This window comes from Streptomyces sp. NPDC001093, assembly GCF_040298985.1.
In the GTDB taxonomy this organism is placed as follows: Bacteria; Actinomycetota; Actinomycetes; order Streptomycetales; family Streptomycetaceae; genus Streptomyces.
Genome location: NZ_JBEPBF010000039.1, coordinates 24,402 through 42,914, shown reverse-complemented (window position 1 = coordinate 42,914; position 18,513 = coordinate 24,402). Strand labels below are relative to the sequence as shown.

Genomic DNA, 18,513 nt, shown 5'->3' with positions numbered 1-18,513 from the left:
GCCGATCGCCAGCCGGGGCGCGTGTCCGCGTCCAGGGCCATGACGCGCGGCTCGAGGTCCGCGCCGTCGGCGGTGAACCGGACCGACGGTCCGATGAGTTGAGCAGTCAGGAGGTGGGCCGGCGTCCGCGTATGCACTATGTCGCACGCTTGCCGGGGCGACCGCTGGAATCGCCCGGATGGAGCAATGGGTACATGGATCGTCACGTTGCGCCGTCAGTCATACGAGTGTTGCATGGCAGAGGAGCGAAGCGCCGTGGGGGCCCACCCATGAAGGTCTTCGAACAAGGAGATTCATCGATGGAAATGCGCGGATCCATGCATAGCCGTCGTCAATTCCTTGGAGCCGCAGCCGCAACTGCTGTGACGGCCCAGGTCGGCTTGGGGGACAGTGCTCAGGCGCAGTCGGAATCGCCAGAGCATGTGGCTCATCCCGGGGTCGAACCCGCGAAGCGCACGTCCTTTGGTCCGGTGAAGCAGATCCACGCCGGGGAACTCGACGTGGGGTACGTCGAAGCCGGACCGGCCCATGGGCAGGCGGTCCTGCTCATGCACGGCTGGCCCTACGACATTCACAGCTACGAGGCGGTCACGCCGTTGCTCGCAGCCAAGGGGTACCGTGTGATCGTCCCCTACCTGCGCGGCCATGGCACCACGCGATTCCTGTCGAGCAAAACGCCCAGGAACGCACAACAGTCGGCGTTCGCCGTCGACATCGTCGCGCTGATGGACGCCTTGAAGATCGACAAGGCCATTCTCGCCGGGTACGACTGGGGATCGCGAACGGGCGACATCATTGCGGCCCTCTGGCCGGAGCGTTGCAAAGCGCTGGTCTCGGTGACCGGCTATCTCATTGTGAATGTCGAAGCCAACAAGATACCGACGCCGCCGAAGAGTGAATGGGCGTGGTGGTATCAGTACTACTTCTCCACCGAAAGAGGCGTACTCGGCCTCCAGGAGTACCGGCGCGATCTGGCCAAACTGGTCTGGAAGTTCAACTCTCCGACCTGGAACTTCGACGAGGCGACCTTCGATCGGACGGCAGCGGCATTCAGCAACCCCGATTACGTCAGTATCGTGATCGACAACTACCGCTGGCGCCTTGGGCTCGCGAAGGGTCAGCCGCGGTATGACGAGCTGGAAAAGCGTCTGGCCGCGGCGCCGGTCATCAAGGTGCCGACGATCACCATCGACGGAGCGCACGATCCGTTCACCCCTGCGGGGAACGGGTCCGCGTATCGCAAGAAGTTCGCAGGCACGTACGCGCACCGGACCCTGGACGTAGGGCACAACGTTCCGCAGGAGGATCCGCAGGGGTTCGCGGCGGCTGTCGTGGAGGTCGACGGGTTCTGACCGGTGCGGCGCCGCGAGGGACCTACCAGGTCTGCTCGGAAGCGCGGACCAGCACCTCGTTGACGGACACCCGGCGGTCGCGCGTGACGACGAAGGCGACCGTGTCCGCGATGTCCTCGGGGCGCAGCATCTCCATCCCGGCCGGCTGCTGGTCCAGCGACGCTCTGATCTCGTCTCGCGAGCGCGTGACGAACTCGGTGTCCACCGTCCCGGGTTCGACCACGCTCACGCGCAGTCGCTGCCGCATGACCTCCTGGCGCAGGGCTTCGGTGAACCCGTTCACCGAGCTTGGTCATGCTGTAGACCGCCGTGCCCGGCCGTGCCACACGCCCCGCGGTGGAGCTGATGTTGACCAGGTCCGCGACCCGGCGGGGCGAGTCCTGCGCCGCGCTCGGCGCCAGCAGCGGCATCGGCGAGGCAACCGCCCTGAGCCTCGCCGCGGAGGGTGCCGCCGTCGCCCTGGTCGCCCGGCGCCGTGACCGGCTCGAGGAACTGGCCGGGAAGATACGCACCGAGGGCGGGGCGGCCCTTGTGGTGAAGGCCGACATCACGGAGCGGGAACAGGCGACGGCCGCCGTGGAGCGTGTGGTGGTCGAACTCGGTCGCCTGGACATCCTCGTCAACAACGCGGGTGTGGGCATGCCCGGACCGGTCCTGAACGCGCCGGCTCAGGAACGGTCACCAGGGCTACGGTGTTCTGCAGACGTGCGGACATGACCGTCTCCTTGATCTGGATCGAGATGGTTCCGTCAGTCGGCCGTGGAGGCGGCCGCGAGCATGTCGAGGGAGACCTGCCACAGGCGGGCCGCGCTGTGAAGGTCCACCGCGTGGGCGGCGACTCCCCGGCGCACACCAGGCCGGTGCGGGCCGGCCTCGTTGCAGTCCTCGAAGTACCGGCCGGTCACGCCCTCGGCCAACGGAGAGGCGGCGAGCAGCACCGAGGTCGCGGCACCCTGCTCGATGTTCTTCCAGGACACGTCGGTGCTGGTGGGGTCGAACGAGGCCGGGCTGTTGGAGATGTCCCCGATGTGACGGCCGAGCCGGGTGCTGGTGATGCGGCCCGGGTTGAGGGCGTTGACGGCGATGAGGTCGGTTGCCCAGCGGCGGCCCGCCTCGACCGCGAACAGGACGTTGGCGGTCTTGGACTGGCTGTAGGCAGCCCACGGGTCGTAGGGGCGCTGCTCGAAGCTGATGTCGTCGAAGATCACGCCGCCGTTGACGTGGCCGACCGAGCTGACGGCGACCACGCGTGCACCGTGGGCTGCTGTCAGGGCGCTGTGCAGGCCGGTGGCGAGGGCGAAGTGGCCGAGGTGGTTGGTGGCGAACTGCATTTCCCAGCCCTCCTTCGTCCGCTCCAGCGGCGAGGCCATCACGCCGGCGTTGAGGACCAGGATGTGCAGCGGCCCTCGCCATGCCGCCACGAAGGCGTGCACCGATTTCTGGTCGGCGAGGTCGAGCGGCGCGGCGTCGACCGTTCCCCGACCGTTCGCCGGAGCGATCTCCTCCGCGACCTGCATGCCCGCTGCCAGGTCGCGGACGCCGATGGTCACCTCGGCGCCGGCGGCGGCCAGGACTCGGGCGGTTTCCTGTCCGATGCCGGAAGCGCCCCCGGTGACGATGGCGCGCCGGCCGCTGAGGTCGATGCCTGCCAGTACCTCGGCAGCGGTGGTCTGCGACCCGAACGGGGTCGTGAGGAGGTTGTCGGTCATGGATTCTCCAGGAAGGCGACGGGGTCGGGAGGCGAGGGCGCGTCCGATGGCGCACAGCCGGGGGGCGTCGTACCCTCGTATCCGGAACTGGTTCCGGTTACCCCTCCGAGGCTAAGCGGAACCGGTTCCGGTTTCAAGTGCGACGAGGAAGGGAGTCCGGTGACCGGCATCGAGGGGGGCTCGGCGCGGCACAGCAGGCCGCTGCGCGCCGACGCGCAACGCAATGAGGACCGACTGCTGGAGGCGGCAGCGGCCGCGTTCGCCCGTGAGGGAGCCGGTGCGTCGGTCAAGGACATCGCCCGTGCGGCAGGTGTCGGCGTCGGCACCCTCTACCGCCGGTTCCCGTCCAAGGAACTGCTGATCGAGGCGATCTACCGGCAAGAGGTGCAGCGACTGTGCGAGGCGGCACAGCACCTCACCGCCACACAGCCACCGGTGGACGCGCTGCGGACCTGGATGGAGCGCTTCATCGACTTCATGGCCGCCAAGCAGGGCATGGCCGACGCGCTGGCCGTGGTCCTTACCGACGAGAGCGAGAAGGTACACACCCGGTCGCTGCTCGCCGACGCCATCGCCCACCTGCTCGGCGCCGCGGAGGGCCAGTCGGTGGCACGGCCAGGGATCGAGGCGCAGGACGTGCTGATGGCCCTCGGCGGAATCAGCCTCATGGCCGCCAGCGAAGAACGACGCGACCTGGCCACCAGACTCATCGACCTGCTCCTGTACGGCGTCGTCACGAGCTGACGCGATCCGCACGACTGCCGCCCCTCGACTCCCTCGACGCCGCGATGGCCGACGCCGGGCGGACCAGTGGTCAGTCGGTGCGGGCGCGCCCCTGAACGCGGGAAACGACCTGGGCAGCCTCCTCGGTGGCGTCGAGGCCGGGTGGTCCGACGAGTCCACTCACCGCAGCCACCGAGCAGGAGCTGCGGCAGGCCGTACCGACACGGCTCGCCGCGGCCTTGGGTGGTACCGGTGCCTTGCCGGTGTCGGTCGGCGAAGGGCGACTGTGCGTCTCCTCCGACGGCGGGATCCCGCTGCGGCGGGCCGACGCCGGTCGGTGCGCTGGGCACCCGCATCGGGAGGAATGCGTCCGCCGCCCGCCTCAGGAGGCCCTCCGCACCGGCAAGGCGCAGGGCACTGTGTCCCCGGTATGGCCATGACCTCGCCATGCCGTTCTTTCCCCTCGACCCGGTCGGAGGCCGCAGCGCGACAGCGCGCCGGCGATGGTCACCGCCGTTGTCGTCGAGGGCCCGGGCCCGTCGCTCGACGCCGGACCGGAGCGGGCTGGACGGCCCGCCGCCCCAGGCCCTGCGCGGCGGGCTGGACGCCGAGGCGACCGCGCACCGGGTACTCGATGCCGCGTCCGCGGTGGACCACCACGAGATGTGGCGGTGCTGATCCTCCGACGCGACGAAGAGCGAAGTCGCGCACCCTCTCGGCCAGTCGTTAGCCTGAATTCATACTCCGGCACTGATGACGTCCCCATCGATGTGTGGGGCGGGCCCGCCGGGCCGCGCGCGTCGGCGAGCGACCGTCCTATGGGGACGCCGGCCTCAGACCTCCATATTCCGCCGCCCCGGGGTCGGTCCGACCGTCGCAGGTTCCGATCAAGATCGCACTCCCGCATGGAGCGTGTCCGCGCACTCACCCCGGGCAGAGCCGACTCGGCTTTCGCACAGAGGGAGATCGTCATGACCGACAGCCACGCGCGGACCCCGGCCATCCCCGGCGTCCTCGTCGATCCACTGCGTAACCGTGGCGTGGCCTTCACACCTGAGGAACGGGAAGCCCTCGGCCTCACGGGGCGCCTGCCCTCCGCGGTGCTCACGCTCGACCGGCAGGCTCAGCGTGCCTACCAGCAGATGCAGGCTCAGAGCAGCGACCTCGCCAAGAACGTGTACCTGGAACAGCTGCACGACCGCAACGAAACCCTGTACTTCAAGGTACTCACCGAGCACCTCGCCGAACTGCTGCCGATCGTCTACGACCCCACCGTGGGCGAAGCGATCGAGAAGTACTCCCACGAGTACCGACGCCCGCGCGGCATCTTCCTGTCCGTCGACCGGCCCGACGACATGGAGAAGGCCTTCGCCACGCTTCAACTCGGGCCCGAGGACGTCGACCTGATCGTGTGCACCGACGCGGAGGAGATCCTGGGCATCGGGGACTGGGGTGTGAACGGGATCCAGATATCGGTCGGGAAGCTCGCGGTCTACACCGCGGCCGCGGGCATCGACCCGCGCCGTGTCGTTCCGGTGTCGCTGGACGTGGGCACGGACCGCACATCGCTGCGGGAGGACCCGCTGTACCTGGGCAACCGGCATCCCCGTGTCCGTGGCGCCGACTACGACGCGTTCATCGAGAAGTACCTGGAGACGGCGTCGTCCGCGTTCCCCGACGCGCTTTTGCACTTCGAGGACTTCGGTCCCAGCAACGCACGGCGGATCCTGGAGCAGTACGGCGGCCGCTACCGGATCTTCAACGACGACATGCAGGGCACCGGAGCCATCACACTGGCCGCGGCCCTGTCCGCCGTCAAGGTCAGCGGTGTGCGGATGCGTGACCAGAAACTGGTCGTCTTCGGCGCCGGGACCGCCGGCGTGGGCATCGCCGACCAACTGCGCGACACGATGATCCGCGACGGCGCGGACGCGGAGCGCGCCGCCGCACAGGTGTGGCTCGTCGACAAACAGGGACTGCTCACCCGGGACATGACCGACCTGCGCGACTTCCAGCAGACCTACGCGCGTGATCCTGCCGAGGTCGCGGAGTGGGAGCGGCGCGATGGTCAGGTCTCACTGCTGGAAACGGTGCGCAGGGTCGAGCCGACCATCCTGCTGGGCACCTCCACCGCGCACGGCGCGTTCACGCGTGAGGTCGTCGAGGCCATGTCCGAGGGCACCGAGCGGCCGATCATCTTCCCGATCTCCAACCCCACCTCCCGGATCGAGGCCATGCCCGCCGACGTCATCGCCTGGTCCAGGGGGAAGGCGCTCGTCGCGACCGGCATCCCTGTCGAGCCCGTCGAATACGACGGCGTGACCTACCATATCGGGCAGGCCAACAACGCGCTGCTGTACCCGGGCCTGGGCCTGGGCACGATCGTCTCCGGTGCGTCCCAGGTGACCGCGGGCATGCTGCTCGCGGCCGCGCAGGCCGTCGCCGACCAGGTCGACCCATCGGGGCCGGGCGCCTCCCTGCTACCGCCCGTGGACGACCTGCGGGAGTCGTCCGCGATCACCGCGACCGCGGTGGTCGAGGCGGCGCTCGACGACGGCGTGGCCAGCTCCAAGCCGGTCGACATCGAAGAGGCTGTCCGCCAGGCCATGTGGCAGCCGGTCTACACCGACGGAGCAGCGGCATGAACAGGCGACACTCCGCCGCCGACCGCGCCGGGTCGGCCGGGCGGGACGAAGGCCCGAAGATCCTCGACATCCCCATCGGCCTGCACGCGACCGGCACCCGGCGGGAGACCGACTCCATGGGAGCCATCGATGTCCCCGCGGACCGCTACTGGGGCGCCCAGACACAACGGTCCCTGATCCACTTCTCCATCGGGGACGACCGGATGCCCAAGGCGGTCTACCACGCCTACGGCTACGTCAAGAAGGCCGCCGCCGCCGTCAACGGGCGCGCCGGGCGGCTCCCGGCCTGGCAGGCCGACCTGATCCAGCGGGTGGCCGACGAAGTCATCGCGGGCGACCTGGACGATCACTTCCCGCTGTACGTGTGGCAGACCGGGTCCGGTACGCAGTCCAACATGAACACCAACGAGGTGATCAGCAACCGCGCCATCCAACTGGCCGGCGGGGAGCTGGGCAGCAAGTCCCCGGTCCACCCCAACGACCACGTCAACATGGGACAGTCGTCCAACGACACCTTCCCCACCGCCATGCACATCGCCGCGGTCAAGGAGATCCACGAGCACCTGCTGCCCAGTGTGCGGGCGCTGCAGCATGCCATCGAGACCAAGGCACGGCAGTGGCACGACGTGGTGAAGATCGGCCGCACGCACCTGGAGGACGCCGTCCCGCTCACCGTGGGGCAGGAATGGTCCGGCTACGCCCACCAGTTGCACCAAGCCATCGGCCGGGTCACCAGCGCCGCCGAGGGCCTGTACGAGCTTGCGATGGGCGGCACCGCGGTGGGCACGGGTCTCAACGCCCCACCCGGATTCGGCGAGCAGGTGGCAGCCGACATCGCGGACGCGACCGGGTACCCGTTCACCACCGCGCAGAACAAGTTCGCCGCCCAGGGCGGTCTGGATGCCATGGCCGGCGCGTCCGCCGGGCTGCGGGCGCTGGCCGTGCCCCTGATGAAGATCGCCAACGACATCCGGTGGCTGGCCTCCGGCCCCCGCTGCGGCCTCGACGAACTCATCCTCCCGGCGAACGAGCCCGGTTCCTCGATCATGCCGGGCAAGGTCAACCCGACCCAGTGCGAGGCGATGGTCATGGTCTGCATCCAGGTGCTGTCCGAGGACGAGGCCATCGCCTTCGCCGGCACACAGGGCAACTTCGAACTCAACGCCATGCGCCCGGTCATCATCAACAACTTCCTGCACGCGGCGACCATCCTCGCCGACGCCTGCACCAAGATGCGCGAGTACTGCATCGAGGGCACCGAGCTCAACCGCGACCAGATCGACAGCTACGTCGACCGGTCCCTGATGCTGGTCACGGCCCTGTCTCCCGTGATCGGTTACGACAAGGCCTCCGCGATCGCCCACAAGGCCGACGACGAGGACACCACCCTGCGTGCCGCCGCACTGGCTTCCGGTTACATCAGCGCCGAGGACTTCGACCGCATCGTCCGGCCCGCCGCCATGGTCGGCCGGACATAGAACAGCACACTGCGGGGGCCGCCGCCGTGGCCGCGGGCGCGGCGCACGGGCAGGCGGCCCCCACACTCACCGAGCCACACTCACCGAGCCACACTCACCGAGCCACGCTCAGCGACAGCGCGAAGCGGCCCTGCGCGTCCGTCCACCAGTGGGTCAGCTCAAGCCCCGCAGCGGCCAGTTCGCCGGTCACGCCCTCCTTGCGGAACTTGGCGGACACCTCGGTGCGCAGCTCCTCGCCGGCCGCGAAGTCCACGGCCAGGTCCAGCGCGGGCACCTTCACGGTCTGCGCGGTACGGGAGCGCAGCCGCATCTCGATCCACTCGCGCTCGGGGTCCCAGAGGGCCACGTGGTCGAAGGCGTCCGGATCGAAGTCCGCGCCCAGCTCACGGTCGACCACGGCCAGCACGTTCTTGTTGAACGCCGCCGTCACCCCGGCCGCGTCGTCGTACGCCCGGACCAGCACCTGTTCGTCCTTGACCAGGTCCGTGCCGAGCAGCAGCCCGTCCCCGGGGGCGAGCAGGTCGCGTACGGAGGCCAGGAAGCGGGCGCGTTCGGCGGGCAGCAGGTTGCCGATCGTGCCGCCGAGGAAGGCCAGCAGCCGGGGGCCGGGAGTCGCGGGCAGGGCCAGCGGGGCGGTGAAGTCGGCGATCAGCGCGTGGACCTCGAGGTCCGGGCGGTCCGCGACGAGCGCCTTTCCGGCCTGGACGAGGGCGCTCTCGCTGACGTCGACCGGGACGTACGCCGCGGGCGAGAGCGCGTCGAGGAGAAAGCGAGTCTTCTCCGAGGAGCCCGAGCCGAGTTCGATCAGCGTGCGGGCACCGCTCGCCGCGGCGATCTCACCGGACCGGGTGGCGAGGATCTCCCGCTCGGCGCGGGTGGGGTAGTACTCGGGCAGTTCGGTGATCTGCTCGAACAGCTCGCTGCCGCGGGCGTCGTAGAACCACTTCGGCGGCAGCCACTTGGGCTGGACGGTGAGGCCGTTCAGGACGTCGGCGCGCAGCGCGGCGTCCGTCGCGTCCTCGGGGAGGGTGCGGGTGACGTGCAAGGGGCTCACGTACAGGGCTCCTTCGATGATGGGGGTCCCGCCGCTCGTGCGGAGTCGAGAGTGGGGGAGGACGCGGGATCCTCCAGCGGGGCGAGCAGCACGCCGGCGCGGCTCGCGGTGAGCACGGTGCGGTCGGGGACCTCCTGCCAGAGCGGATCGTCGTCGTAGGGCTCGGAGGCGACGACCGTGCTCAGGCCGGGCTCCGTGCGGTACCAGAGGGTGTCGCCCCAGGCGGTGGCGGCGATCGTCGTCCCGTCCGTCAGCAGCAGGTTGAGCCGCGAGGCCGGGGCCGCCCCGGCCAGCTGACGAACCGTTTCACCAAGGGCCTGGTCGGGCTCGTCGCCCGAGCGCAGCCGGTGCAGGACCAGGGCCCAGACGAACGCCGAGTCGGTGCGGGCCTGCAGCGACAGCAGCTCGACCGGGGGCAGCGCGGAGACCAGCGGGGCGACCGAGTCGGGCCAGCCGGCGAGGGCGCCGTTGTGGCTGAACAGCCACCGGCCCGAGGCGAACGGCGCCGCGGCCGCCTCGGCGTCGGCCCCGGCGAGCGTCGCGTCCCGTACGGCGGCGAGTACGCAGCCGGAGCGCACCACCCGGGCCAGGTCGGCGAAGGACAGGTCCGCCCAGACCGGCCCGGCCCGCCGGTAGCGTGCCGGGAGAGGGTCGTCCTGGGCGTACCAGCCGACCCCGAAGCCGTCCGCGTTGACCGTCCCGTAGCGCTGCCGCCGGGGCGCCCACGACTGGCGCACCAGACTGTGCTCCGGCTCCAGCAGGAGCCGGCCGAGCTGCTCCTCGGGCCCCACATAGGCCAGGTGACGGCACATCAGACGGCCTCCGAGCGGGCGGTGCGGAACCCGGAGAAGATCTGCCGCCGGATCGGGTAGTCCCAGTTGCGGAACGTGCCCCGGCAGGCCACCGGGTCCACGGCGAACGAACCGCCGCGCAGCACCTTGTGGTCGGAGCCGAAGAACACCTCCGAGTACTCCTTGTACGGGAAGGCCCGGAAGCCCGGGTAGGGCAGGAAGTCGCTGGCCGTCCACTCCCACACGTCACCGATCAACTGCCGTACGCCGAGCGGTGAGGCACCGGCCGGGTAGCTGCCGGCCGGCGCGGGCCTGAGGTACCGCTGGCCCAGGTTGGCGTGCTCCGGCGCCGGGTCCGCGTCGCCCCACGGGTAGCGCATGGAGCGGCCGGTGGCCGGGTCGTACCGGGCGGCCTTCTCCCACTCCGCCTCGGTGGGCAGCCGCCGCCCGGCCCAGCGGGCGTAGGCGTCGGCCTCGTACCAGCACACGTGCAGCACCGGCTCGTCGGGCGGGACCGCCTCGGTGACCCCGAAGCGGCGTCGCAGCCAGCCGTTCCCGTCCCGGCGCCAGAACAGCGGCGCGGTGATCGTGTGCTGCCTGATGTGGGCCCAGCCTTCCGGGGTCCACCAGCGCTCGGTGTCGTAGCCGCCGTCCTCGATGAACGCCTGGTACGCCGCGTTCGTCACCGGGGTGGTGTCGATCCAGAACGGCGCCACCTCCCGGGCGTGCGCCGGGCGTTCGTTGTCCAGCGCCCACGGCTCGGCCGAGGTGCCCATCGTGAACGGGCCGCCGGGGACCAGGACTTCGGCCGGTCCGGTGAACAGGGGAGCGGGTTCCGGGTCCGGGGCGGTCAGGGCCTGCGGGCCCTTTCTGAGCTGATGGGTGATCAACATGGTCTCGTCGTGCTGCTGTTCGTGCTGGGCGATCATCCCGAAGGCGAACCCGGCCTCGGTCAGCCGGGTGCCGTGGAAGTCCGCGCCCGCCAGCAGGTCCATGACCCGTCCGCGCACCTCGGCCGCGTAGTGGCGGGCCTCGGCGGGCGGCAGCAGCGGCAGTGAGGGCCGCTCGGCGCGCGGGTGCTCGAAGGCGTCGTACAAGCTGTCGATCTCGGGCCGCATGGCGTCCCGGCCGCCGACCGCCCGGAGCAGCCACAGTTCCTCCTGGTTGCCGATGTGCGCGAGGTCCCACACCAGCGGGGACATCAGCGGCGAGTGCTGGGCGGTGAGATCGGGCTCCTCGACGCAGCTGGTCAGCAGCGTGGTGCGGTCCCGGGCGGCGGTGAGGGAGGCCAGCACCCGCTCGCGCAGCGTCTCGCTGTCCACCTCGGTCGTCGCGGTGTCGGTCTCGGGCGCGGTCATGTGCGGATGTCCTTCCTCCTGTTGCCGGTGCGGCCGGACCGGTACGGGGGCAGGTCCCCGCTCGCCGGCCGGTCCAGCAGGTCGTCGGCCGGGCAGCGGCCCCGGGCGACATAGCGGTCCAGGTACGCGGCCACCGCGCCGGTCACCTCGGCGGTGGCGCCGAGCCGGGGCAGGGCCTCCAGTGCCGCCGCGAAACACACGGCGGCGGCCTCGCGCAGCTCCGGGTCGGCGAGCCCGAGCCGGGCCGCGTCGGTCCACAGCGGGTTGTGCGGGGCGGGCAGGTTCAGGGCCCGCTCCGCGAGCGGCTTGACGCTCCGGTACGCCGTCTCGGCGGCCGCCGGGTCGTCGAACAGCGCCGCCGTCACCGCGAGCGGCACGATCCAGCCGTCGTCGCCGGGCTGCGCGTCGATCATCCGCAGCTCGAGGTGGCCGCGCGGCCGGACCGGCGGGAACAGCGTGGTCAGGTGGTACTCCAGGTCCGCCCGGGTGGGCGGCCGGGGAGAGCGGGAGCGGGTCCACTCCCGGAAGGTGAGCTCCTCGGGCACGTCCCACGGCCCGCTGTCCCGGCGCACGCACATCACCGGTGAGTCGAGCACGTGCCGGGCCCAGGCGGCGCGCGGCTCGCTCTCCAGCGGGGGAGCGCCCGCGCGCCCGGCGCCGATCTCCATCCACATCAGCTGCCGGGTGGACCGCCAGCCCGTGGGTTCGCGGCCCATCAGCGGGGAGTTGGCGAACGCGGCCACCAGGACCGCCCCCAGCTGATGGGCCAGCCACCAGCGGCGCCGGTAGCCGAGCGGGCCCGGCTCCTCGTGGCCGGCGTCCACGCAGACCTGCACGGAGGCGGAGGCGCACATCATGTGGCGGCCCGCCGGACCGTCGCGGTCCAAGCAGGTCTCCATCGCGTCGTAGCGCGGCTCGTGCAGGAATCGGCGGGGGGCGTGCCAGGGGTCGTGGCCGATGCCGACCAGACCGAGCCCTTCCCCGGCGAGGACGGCGCGGACGGTCTCCAGATCGGCGGAGACGGTGCCGATGCACTCCATCAGGGAGGCGGCGGGCGGCGAGCTCAGCTCCAGCTGGCCGCCGGGTTCCACGGTGAGCGGCGACCGCAGGGGCAGGGCCCGCAGCGCGGCGTACACCGCTTCGAGTCGTTCGGATGACACGGGGAGCTGCGGCGTCCGCAGCTCATGAACCAGCCACTCCAGTTCCACACCGAGCGCGCGCGGCGGCCCGGTCTTGAAGCAGATGCCCCGGACCAGGGCCTCCACCTCGGCTTCGGCGACGGCGGTACGGTGGCCCGTACAGTCGCCACCGTCGCTCTGTGAATCGGACATGTCGGGATCCTCCTGAGATTCCACCATGCCACCGGCCCGGTTCGGACAGGGGGCCGGGCAGGCGCGCGTTCCACCCAAGACCCTCGAGCCGATTCGCACAAGGGTGCCCCTCGGGACGTTCTGATTCGGTCATCTCCGTTTCCGTAGGCGTTCGCGGGCCGTTCCGGGGGGCGGGAAACTCCGTTGCACCGCATCACCAGCATCACCCAGGATGCGTGCATGAGCACGACGGGGGAGACCGCGCAGGCCGCGGACACGGCGCCCACGGGGGTGGCGCCATGAGCGCGCGCCTGCGCGGGATCGCCGCGGAGACCGAGCAGATCGTGGCGGCGGGCCGCTATCGCGCGCCCGACGGCCGCGAGGTGTCCCTCGCGGCGCGGATCGAGGCCGCGCGGGCCGGGACGCGGATGTCCGGCCCGGAACCGGTTCCCGTTCCGGAAGCGCCTGCCGGACCGACGGCCGACACGGTCTTCGAGGTCACGGGCGAGAGCAGTCTGGAGGCCGCCCGCCGACTGGCCGGTGCTCCGGTCGCCGTCCTGAACTTCGCCTCCGCGCGCAATCCCGGCGGCGGCTACCTCAACGGCGCACAGGCCCAGGAAGAGGCCCTGTGCCGAGCCTCCGCGCTGTACGCCTGCCTGCTGGAGGCCCGGGAGTTCTACGACCATCACCGCGCCCACCGCGATCCGTTCTACACGGACCGGGTGATCCACAGCCCCTCCGTCCCGGTCTTCCGTGACGACCGGGGCCGGCTGCTGGCCGAGCCGTACTTCGCGGGCTTCCTGACCGCGGCCGCCCCCAACGCGGGCGTCGTACGGCGTACGGAACCGCAGCGCGCCGCCGAGCTGCCGGGCGCGCTCGCGGTGCGGGCCGAGCGGGTGCTGGAGACGGCCGCCGCCCACGGCTACGGCCGGCTGGTGCTCGGCGCCTGGGGCTGCGGTGTGTTCCGGAACGACCCGGCGCAGGTGGCGGGCGCGTTCCGGGCCCTGCTCGGCCCCGGCGGCCGGTTCGCCCGCACGTTCGAGCACGTGGTGTTCGGGGTGCTGGACCGGACGCCGGGAGCGGTGGTGCGGGAGGCGTTCACCCGGGCGTTCCCGGAATCCCGGGCCGGGGCGCCGTACGCCGGTCAGGTCCAGCCGTAGCGCTCGTGCAGCCGCTGCCGGACGAGGTTGAAACGCATCCGGTCCAGCGCGCACGCCTCTCGGCGCATGCCCTCCTCGTGCAGCCGCAGCACACGGTCCACGTCCACCCACGAGTCCCGGCCCGACCGGTCCCACGGCCCGCTGCCGATCGCGACCCACTCCCGGTCGCCGTCATGCCGCTTGCTGGACAGCTGTACGGCGAGGACGGTGCCGGCCGCCTCCCGGGCGACGACCAGCACCGGGCGGTCCTTGCCCCGGCCGTCGTTCTCCTCGAAGGGCACCCAGGTCCACACGATCTCGCCGGGGTCCGGGTCGCCGTCGTGGGCGGGGGAGTACTCGGTGCGCACCCGGCCGACCTGGCGCGGGTCGGCCTCGGTGGTCGCGTGGGGGCCGTAGCGGCCGGGGACGTTCTCATCGGTAAGCGTGGTCACGGGGGCACCCTAGTGGGCCGCCCCGCGTCCGTCCGTCACCCCGACCTTCCGCGGGCACGATGGACCGGCTGCCGGCGGTACAGGGCAGGGAATTCCTGGCGGCCGGCTGACCAGGAGGGGCGGGGCGGCGGGAGACTCCAGGCGGTCGCTCGGTCGGGAGGGGGCGGGCAGGCGGCCCGAGCCCCTGATACAGGTGAAGCGGCCGTCAGGCGGCCCGCGTTGCCGACGCGGACTCCGGCGGCCACCGTTCGTGCCAGCGCAGCTCCGCCTCCAACTGGGCGGCGAGGGAGACCAGCAGGGGTTCGCTGTGGGCGGGGCCGAGCAGCTGGGCGCCCACCGGCAGGCCGCCACCGGCGAATCCCGCGGGTACGTTCACGCCCGGCCAGCCCAGCACGTTCCACGGCCAGGCGTACGGGCAGGCGGCGATCATCGCGCGGTCCGTGGCCAGCCCGCCCAGCCGGTACAGGGCGCCGATCCGGGGCGGGGGAGCGGCCGTCGTCGGCGCGAGGATCACGTCGTACGACCCGAAGAACCGGCCTATCCGCCGGTGCAGCACAGCCTCCGCGCGCCGGGCCGCCCTGAGCGGGGCCCCGCCGAGCAGCCGGCCGAGCCGGGCCGCGTCCCGGGTGCGCGGGTCGAGCAGCGCCGGGTCGGGCGCCTCGCGGACGTGCTCGGCGATACCGGCGGTGGCGCGCGGGACGAAGGCCAGCCCGATCTGCCCGTACGGCGGATCGGCCTCTTCTACCTCGTGCCCCAACGCGGCCAGTCTCCCGGCCAGTTCGACGACCCGGGCACGGACCTCCGGGTCCAGCCGGACCGGAACGGCGGTGAACGGCGGCTTCAGGGACAGGGCGATGCGCAGCCTGCCCGGGTCGCGGCCGACCGCGTCCGCCACCGTCAGCGCGGGCGGCCGGTGGGGGTCCCGGTCGTGGTTGCCGCTCGCCGCGTCCAGCAGCAGGGCCGCGTCGGCGACTGTGCGGGCGAGGGTGCCGTTGACCGTGATGCCCTGGAACGCCTCACCGCGCGGCCAGGTGGAGATGCGGCCCCGCTGCGGCTTGATGCCGATCAGACCGGTCCACGCGGCCGGGATGCGCACCGAGCCCGCGCCGTCGGAGCCGAGCGCCGCGGGGACGAGCCCGGCCGCGACGGCGGCGGCCGAGCCCCCGGACGAACCCCCGGGTGTGTGCCCGCGGTGCCACGGATTGCGGGTGTCCCCGAACGCCGGCCCCTCGGTGAACGGCCACTGACCCAGCTCGCACGTGTTGGTCTTGCCGACGATCACGGCGCCGGCTGCGCGCAGCCGCCGCACCGCCTCCCCGTCCTCGGTGACCGCGGGGAACTCGCCGGGGCAGCCGAACGCGGTCGGCTCCCCGGCCACGTCCATGTCGTCCTTCACCGCCACCGGCACCCCGAGCAGCGGGCGCCGCGCCCCGGCGGCCAACTCGCGGTCGGCGGCGTCCGCTTCGGCGAGCGCGGCCTCGGCCCGTACGATCCGGAAGGCGTTCAGCGTCCCCTGCGTGGCCTCGATCCGGGCCAGCGCCCGCTCGACAAGCGCCCGGGAGGTCACCTCCCCGTCGGCCAGCGCACGCCGGGTCTCCACGAGACCGGCGGAACGGTCGTGCGTCATGGGCGGGCACCTCCGGGGCCTCCGGGACCGATGTCTACCGAACGGTAACGTCACATCCGGGCTGCCGTACGGGTTTCGCCCCGTTGCCTCGCCCAGCGCCGAGGGAGGGGCCGAGCTGACGGGGTGTGGCGTGCAGGCGCCGCCGGGCCGTCTCGTCGGCCGCCCGCGCGGGAGTCACGCCCTCGCGGTGCATCAGATCAGCGCGCCGCCCTCAACCGTGGCGTCCAGGCGCTGGTGTCGGTCCAGGCGCGCCCGCTCAACCGCACGGTGATCGACACCTTCAAGGGCTTCGCCGGCTCCCTGCCGGAGGTCCTCCATGTCTTCGTGCTCTCCGGCGGTGACGACTTCCTGCTCCACGTCGCCGTACCGGATCTCGACCGGCTGCACTCCTTCCTCGTCGATCGCCTCAGCAAGCGCGCCGAGATCACCGGCCTCCGCGCCTCGATGATCTTCCGGCAGGTCGGCAACACCGCCGCCCTCGCACGGCTCCCCTCCTGAGCCTTCGGCAACCCCGGTCCGCCCGCCGCTCCGTGCGCCGAGGTGCCGTAGCAGGCCCAGTGCGGTCAGCAACGCGACCAGGGCGCACAGCCCGGACCAGCCGTATCCCGCGTACGCCCGGGAGCCGAGCCAGGAACCGAGGCTGCCGCCCAGGTAGGCGCAGGTCATGTAGGCGGTGTTGAGGCGGCTGCGGACGCCGGCGGCGAGGGCGTAGACGCGCACCTGGTTGGCGACCATGCCGGACTGCATGCCGATGTCCAGCAGCAGTGTGCCCGCCACCAGCGACAGCAGGCCGGGGGTGCCGCCGAGGCCCCCGAGGGCGAGGATCGCGGCGGACGCGAGGACCAGCAGGAAGCAGACCAGGTTCACCGGGTCGGCACCGCGCCGGTCCACCAGCCGGCCCGCGACCGGAGTGATGAGCATCGTCACCGCGTTGACCAGCGCGAGCAGACCGACCGCGTCCGTGCCGAGGCCGTACACCGGGCCCGTCAGCAGCAGCGCAACCCCGGTCCACACCGCGGAGAACCCGGCGAACACCGTCGCCTGGTAGAAGGAGGAGCGGCGCAGGGCCGGTTCGGCGAACAGGAGGCGAACGGGCTCGGTCAGCAGCCGCGGGTAGCGCAGCCGGGACGGCGCCGCCGTGCTCGGGAGCGCGCGGGCCAGGAGCAACGCCACCGCGAGGGAGAGCAGCGCCGCCAGGGCGTACGGTGCCCGCCAGCCCAGCCGGTCGCCGAGGGCGCCGCCGGCCGTGCGCGACAGCAGCATGCCCGCGAGGGCCCCGCTCAGCAGCGTGCCGCCGACCACGCCCCGCCGCTCCGGCGGGACCAGTCCGGCCGCCAGCGGGCCGGCCAGCGGGGCGATCACCGTACTCGCGCCGACCAGCACGCTCGCCGCGAGCAGCGGCGGCAGCGCGGGCGCGGCGGCAGCGGCGCACAGGCCGAGGCTCGTCAGGCAGAGCAGGGTGACCAGCAACGGGCGGGGCGGCAGCCGGTCGCCGAGCGGGACGAGCAGGAAGATGCCGGCCGCGTACCCGAACTGGGTCGCGGTCACCACCCCGGCCGCCGTGCCGGGGGAGGCGCCGAGACCCGCCGCCACGAGCGGGGCCACGGCCTGCGGGAAGTACACATTGCCGACCGCGACCCCGCAGGCCATCGCCAGCAGCGCAACGAGCCGCGGGGTACGCTGCCCGGTGTGGTGATCCGTCATGTGCCGAAGTCCACGCCCTGCGCGGGCGGTTGGCGAAGGATGTAGCCGGGGGCTTAATGATCAGCTTCCGGCTCGGGGTCGACGACCTCGCCGACACCCGGTTCGCGATCTCCCCGCTGGGCGAGCTGATGGAGAGCCTCCGGGTTCTGCGGGCCCCCGCCCTGCACCCTCTGCACCGCGGCTGGCGCCGCACCGTGCTCGCCGCCCTCGACCCCGCCGATCTGCCCCTGCTGGCGGCCCTGGTCGGTCCGACCCTGGCCCTGCCCGACTTCCTGACGCCCCGGCCCACCCGCTACACCGCCACGCTGGACGAGGAGCTGACCGTCGTACGGGCCACGCCCCCGGAGGTCGTACGACGCGACCTGCGCGCCGCGCACGCCCCGCGTCCGCTCCCGGGCGCGCTGCGGCGGGCCGGCGCACCCGGCGACGGCCCCGTCCTCGAACTCCTCGACGCCCTCTGCTCGTTGCTGCACCGCTACTGGCAGACGGCCCTGCAGCCGCACTGGCCCCGGATCCGGCTCGTCCTGGAGACCGACATCACGCACCGCGCGGGGCTGCTGGCCACCGGCGGCGCGCGGTCGCTGTTCGCCGGTATGCATCCGAACCTCGGCTGGCGGGGCGGCGTCCTGACCATCGACAAGATGATCGGCCGGCACGCGGTCGACGGCGCCGGACGGGGTCTGCGGCTGGTCCCCTCGGTGTTCGCGCACAAGCCGGCGCCCCCGATCAGCGCCGACGCGCCGCCGATGCTCGCCTACCCGGGGCGCGGCACCGCCACCCTGTGGGAGCCGGAACCGGCGCCCGACGCCTCCGCGCTCACCGCCCTGCTCGGCGCACCCCGCACCACCCTGCTGCGGCTGCTCGCGGAACCCCTGCCCACGGTGGAACTCGCCCGCCGGCTCGGCGTGACCCCGAGCGCCGTCTCCCAGCACCTGCGGGTCCTGGACGCCACGGGCCTGGTGACCCGCACCCGGGACGGCCGCCGGGTGCTGTATCGGCGCAGCGCGCTGGCGGAGCGCCTGGTCGGGCACTGAGGGAGCGGCGCACGCGCTGAGGGGAGCGGGGGCGCGGCGCGGGGCCGGCCGGGTGGTGGGCTCGTGGTGAGGCGCGCGAACGCTGCGGGCGGCCCGTGCCCGCGGCTCGGCATGACCTCGGCGTGGATGGAGCGGCT

General features: G+C 72.4%; 17 protein-coding genes and 1 pseudogene. 9 read left to right on the top strand and 9 right to left on the bottom strand.

All coding sequences use genetic code 11. From position 1 onward, the window contains the following. Positions 1–317: 317 nt before the first annotated feature. Positions 318–1,352 carry an alpha/beta fold hydrolase gene (locus ABT288_RS20935; protein ID WP_351609841.1) on the top strand — a complete coding sequence of 345 codons (1,035 nt, stop codon included), beginning with the start codon at positions 318–320 and terminating at the stop codon, positions 1,350–1,352. Positions 1,353–1,374: 22 nt separating this feature from the next. Here the strand turns inward: ABT288_RS20935 and ABT288_RS20930 are convergent, their stop codons facing one another. Then, positions 1,375–1,635 (bottom strand): SDR family oxidoreductase, encoded by a 261-nt coding sequence (locus tag ABT288_RS20930; RefSeq protein WP_351609767.1) that lies wholly within the window; start codon positions 1,633–1,635, stop codon positions 1,375–1,377. Between the two features lie 62 nt (positions 1,636–1,697). Between ABT288_RS20930 and ABT288_RS20925 the strand changes: the two genes are divergently transcribed. Further along, a complete protein-coding gene (locus ABT288_RS20925) occupies positions 1,698–2,069 on the top strand; it encodes an SDR family NAD(P)-dependent oxidoreductase (protein ID WP_351609765.1) in 372 nt (123 codons plus the stop codon). A gap of 32 nt (positions 2,070–2,101) precedes the next feature. Here the strand turns inward: ABT288_RS20925 and ABT288_RS20920 are convergent, their stop codons facing one another. Continuing rightward, on the bottom strand, positions 2,102–3,061 hold the full coding sequence (locus tag ABT288_RS20920; protein WP_351609762.1) for an SDR family NAD(P)-dependent oxidoreductase: 960 nt from the start codon (positions 3,059–3,061) through the stop codon (positions 2,102–2,104). A 159-nt stretch (positions 3,062–3,220) separates the two neighbouring features. On the opposite strand from ABT288_RS20920, the gene ABT288_RS20915 reads away from it, so the two are divergent. From ABT288_RS20915 to fumC, 4 genes are all read left to right on the top strand, one after another. Next, complete coding sequence (locus ABT288_RS20915; RefSeq protein ID WP_351609760.1) at positions 3,221–3,805, top strand: TetR/AcrR family transcriptional regulator; 585 nt, start codon at positions 3,221–3,223, stop codon at positions 3,803–3,805. 495 nt (positions 3,806–4,300) lie between these two features. After that, on the top strand, positions 4,301–4,462 hold the full coding sequence (locus ABT288_RS20910; RefSeq protein ID WP_351609758.1) for a hypothetical protein: 162 nt from the start codon (positions 4,301–4,303) through the stop codon (positions 4,460–4,462). 293 nt (positions 4,463–4,755) lie between these two features. After that, positions 4,756–6,429: an NAD-dependent malic enzyme gene (locus ABT288_RS20905; protein WP_351609755.1), complete on the top strand. Its 1,674-nt coding sequence runs from the start codon at positions 4,756–4,758 to the stop codon at positions 6,427–6,429. Further along, entirely contained in the window at positions 6,426–7,907 is a 1,482-nt protein-coding gene (gene fumC, locus ABT288_RS20900; protein WP_351609752.1) for a class II fumarate hydratase, read from the top strand. Before ABT288_RS20905 ends, fumC begins: the two co-directional genes overlap by 4 nt. A gap of 94 nt (positions 7,908–8,001) precedes the next feature. Here the strand turns inward: fumC and egtD are convergent, their stop codons facing one another. The 4 genes from egtD to egtA are packed head-to-tail and all read right to left on the bottom strand — an operon-like array spanning position 8,002 to position 12,441. Continuing rightward, on the bottom strand, positions 8,002–8,961 hold the full coding sequence (gene egtD / locus ABT288_RS20895; protein ID WP_351609750.1) for an L-histidine N(alpha)-methyltransferase: 960 nt from the start codon (positions 8,959–8,961) through the stop codon (positions 8,002–8,004). Then, complete coding sequence (gene egtC / locus ABT288_RS20890; RefSeq protein WP_351609748.1) at positions 8,958–9,773, bottom strand: ergothioneine biosynthesis protein EgtC; 816 nt, start codon at positions 9,771–9,773, stop codon at positions 8,958–8,960. Before egtC ends, egtD begins: the two co-directional genes overlap by 4 nt. After that, positions 9,773–11,110, bottom strand: a complete 1,338-nt coding sequence (gene egtB / locus ABT288_RS20885) for an ergothioneine biosynthesis protein EgtB (protein ID WP_351609746.1) — start codon at positions 11,108–11,110, stop codon at positions 9,773–9,775. Before egtB ends, egtC begins: the two co-directional genes overlap by 1 nt. Continuing rightward, on the bottom strand, positions 11,107–12,441 hold the full coding sequence (egtA, locus tag ABT288_RS20880; RefSeq protein WP_351609744.1) for an ergothioneine biosynthesis glutamate--cysteine ligase EgtA: 1,335 nt from the start codon (positions 12,439–12,441) through the stop codon (positions 11,107–11,109). Before egtA ends, egtB begins: the two co-directional genes overlap by 4 nt. A 278-nt stretch (positions 12,442–12,719) precedes the next feature. On the opposite strand from egtA, the gene ABT288_RS20875 reads away from it, so the two are divergent. Next, on the top strand, positions 12,720–13,580 hold the full coding sequence (locus ABT288_RS20875) for a TIGR02452 family protein (protein ID WP_351609741.1): 861 nt from the start codon (positions 12,720–12,722) through the stop codon (positions 13,578–13,580). Here the strand turns inward: ABT288_RS20875 and ABT288_RS20870 are convergent. Together ABT288_RS20870 and ABT288_RS20865 are read right to left on the bottom strand one after the other, a co-directional pair. Further along, positions 13,565–14,011 carry a type II toxin-antitoxin system PemK/MazF family toxin gene (locus ABT288_RS20870; RefSeq protein WP_351609738.1) on the bottom strand — a complete coding sequence of 149 codons (447 nt, stop codon included), beginning with the start codon at positions 14,009–14,011 and terminating at the stop codon, positions 13,565–13,567. The two genes, ABT288_RS20875 and ABT288_RS20870, sit on opposite strands and share 16 nt — an antisense overlap. A gap of 205 nt (positions 14,012–14,216) precedes the next feature. Further along, positions 14,217–15,638 (bottom strand): amidase, encoded by a 1,422-nt coding sequence (locus tag ABT288_RS20865; RefSeq protein ID WP_351609735.1) that lies wholly within the window; start codon positions 15,636–15,638, stop codon positions 14,217–14,219. Between the two features lie 123 nt (positions 15,639–15,761). On the opposite strand from ABT288_RS20865, the gene ABT288_RS20860 reads away from it, so the two are divergent. Then, complete coding sequence (locus ABT288_RS20860; protein ID WP_351609838.1) at positions 15,762–16,136, top strand: Lrp/AsnC family transcriptional regulator; 375 nt, start codon at positions 15,762–15,764, stop codon at positions 16,134–16,136. Positions 16,137–16,331: 195 nt separating this feature from the next. Here the strand turns inward: ABT288_RS20860 and ABT288_RS20855 are convergent. Further along, positions 16,332–17,288 (bottom strand): annotated as a pseudogene (locus ABT288_RS20855) (MFS transporter); the annotation flags it as partial. A gap of 110 nt (positions 17,289–17,398) precedes the next feature. Between ABT288_RS20855 and ABT288_RS20850 the strand changes: the two are divergent. After that, complete coding sequence (locus tag ABT288_RS20850) at positions 17,399–18,376, top strand: ArsR/SmtB family transcription factor (protein ID WP_351609732.1); 978 nt, start codon at positions 17,399–17,401, stop codon at positions 18,374–18,376. Positions 18,377–18,513 lie beyond the last annotated feature (137 nt).

Bases quoted from the DNA above. Each gene is read 5' to 3' on its own strand.
- ABT288_RS20935 (WP_351609841.1), top strand. From the start codon at position 318: ATGCATAGCCGTCGTCAATTCCTTGGAGCCGCAGCCGCAACTGCTGTG.
- ABT288_RS20925 (WP_351609765.1), top strand. From the start codon at position 1,698: ATGTTGACCAGGTCCGCGACCCGGCGGGGCGAGTCCTGCGCCGCGCTC.
- ABT288_RS20920 (WP_351609762.1), bottom strand. From the start codon at position 3,061: ATGACCGACAACCTCCTCACGACCCCGTTCGGGTCGCAGACCACCGCT.
- ABT288_RS20905 (WP_351609755.1), top strand. From the start codon at position 4,756: ATGACCGACAGCCACGCGCGGACCCCGGCCATCCCCGGCGTCCTCGTC.
- fumC (WP_351609752.1), top strand. From the start codon at position 6,426: ATGAACAGGCGACACTCCGCCGCCGACCGCGCCGGGTCGGCCGGGCGG.
- egtC (WP_351609748.1), bottom strand. From the start codon at position 9,773: ATGTGCCGTCACCTGGCCTATGTGGGGCCCGAGGAGCAGCTCGGCCGG.
- egtB (WP_351609746.1), bottom strand. From the start codon at position 11,110: ATGACCGCGCCCGAGACCGACACCGCGACGACCGAGGTGGACAGCGAG.
- egtA (WP_351609744.1), bottom strand. From the start codon at position 12,441: ATGTCCGATTCACAGAGCGACGGTGGCGACTGTACGGGCCACCGTACC.
- ABT288_RS20875 (WP_351609741.1), top strand. From the start codon at position 12,720: ATGAGCGCGCGCCTGCGCGGGATCGCCGCGGAGACCGAGCAGATCGTG.
- ABT288_RS20865 (WP_351609735.1), bottom strand. From the start codon at position 15,638: ATGACGCACGACCGTTCCGCCGGTCTCGTGGAGACCCGGCGTGCGCTG.
- ABT288_RS20850 (WP_351609732.1), top strand. From the start codon at position 17,399: ATGATCAGCTTCCGGCTCGGGGTCGACGACCTCGCCGACACCCGGTTC.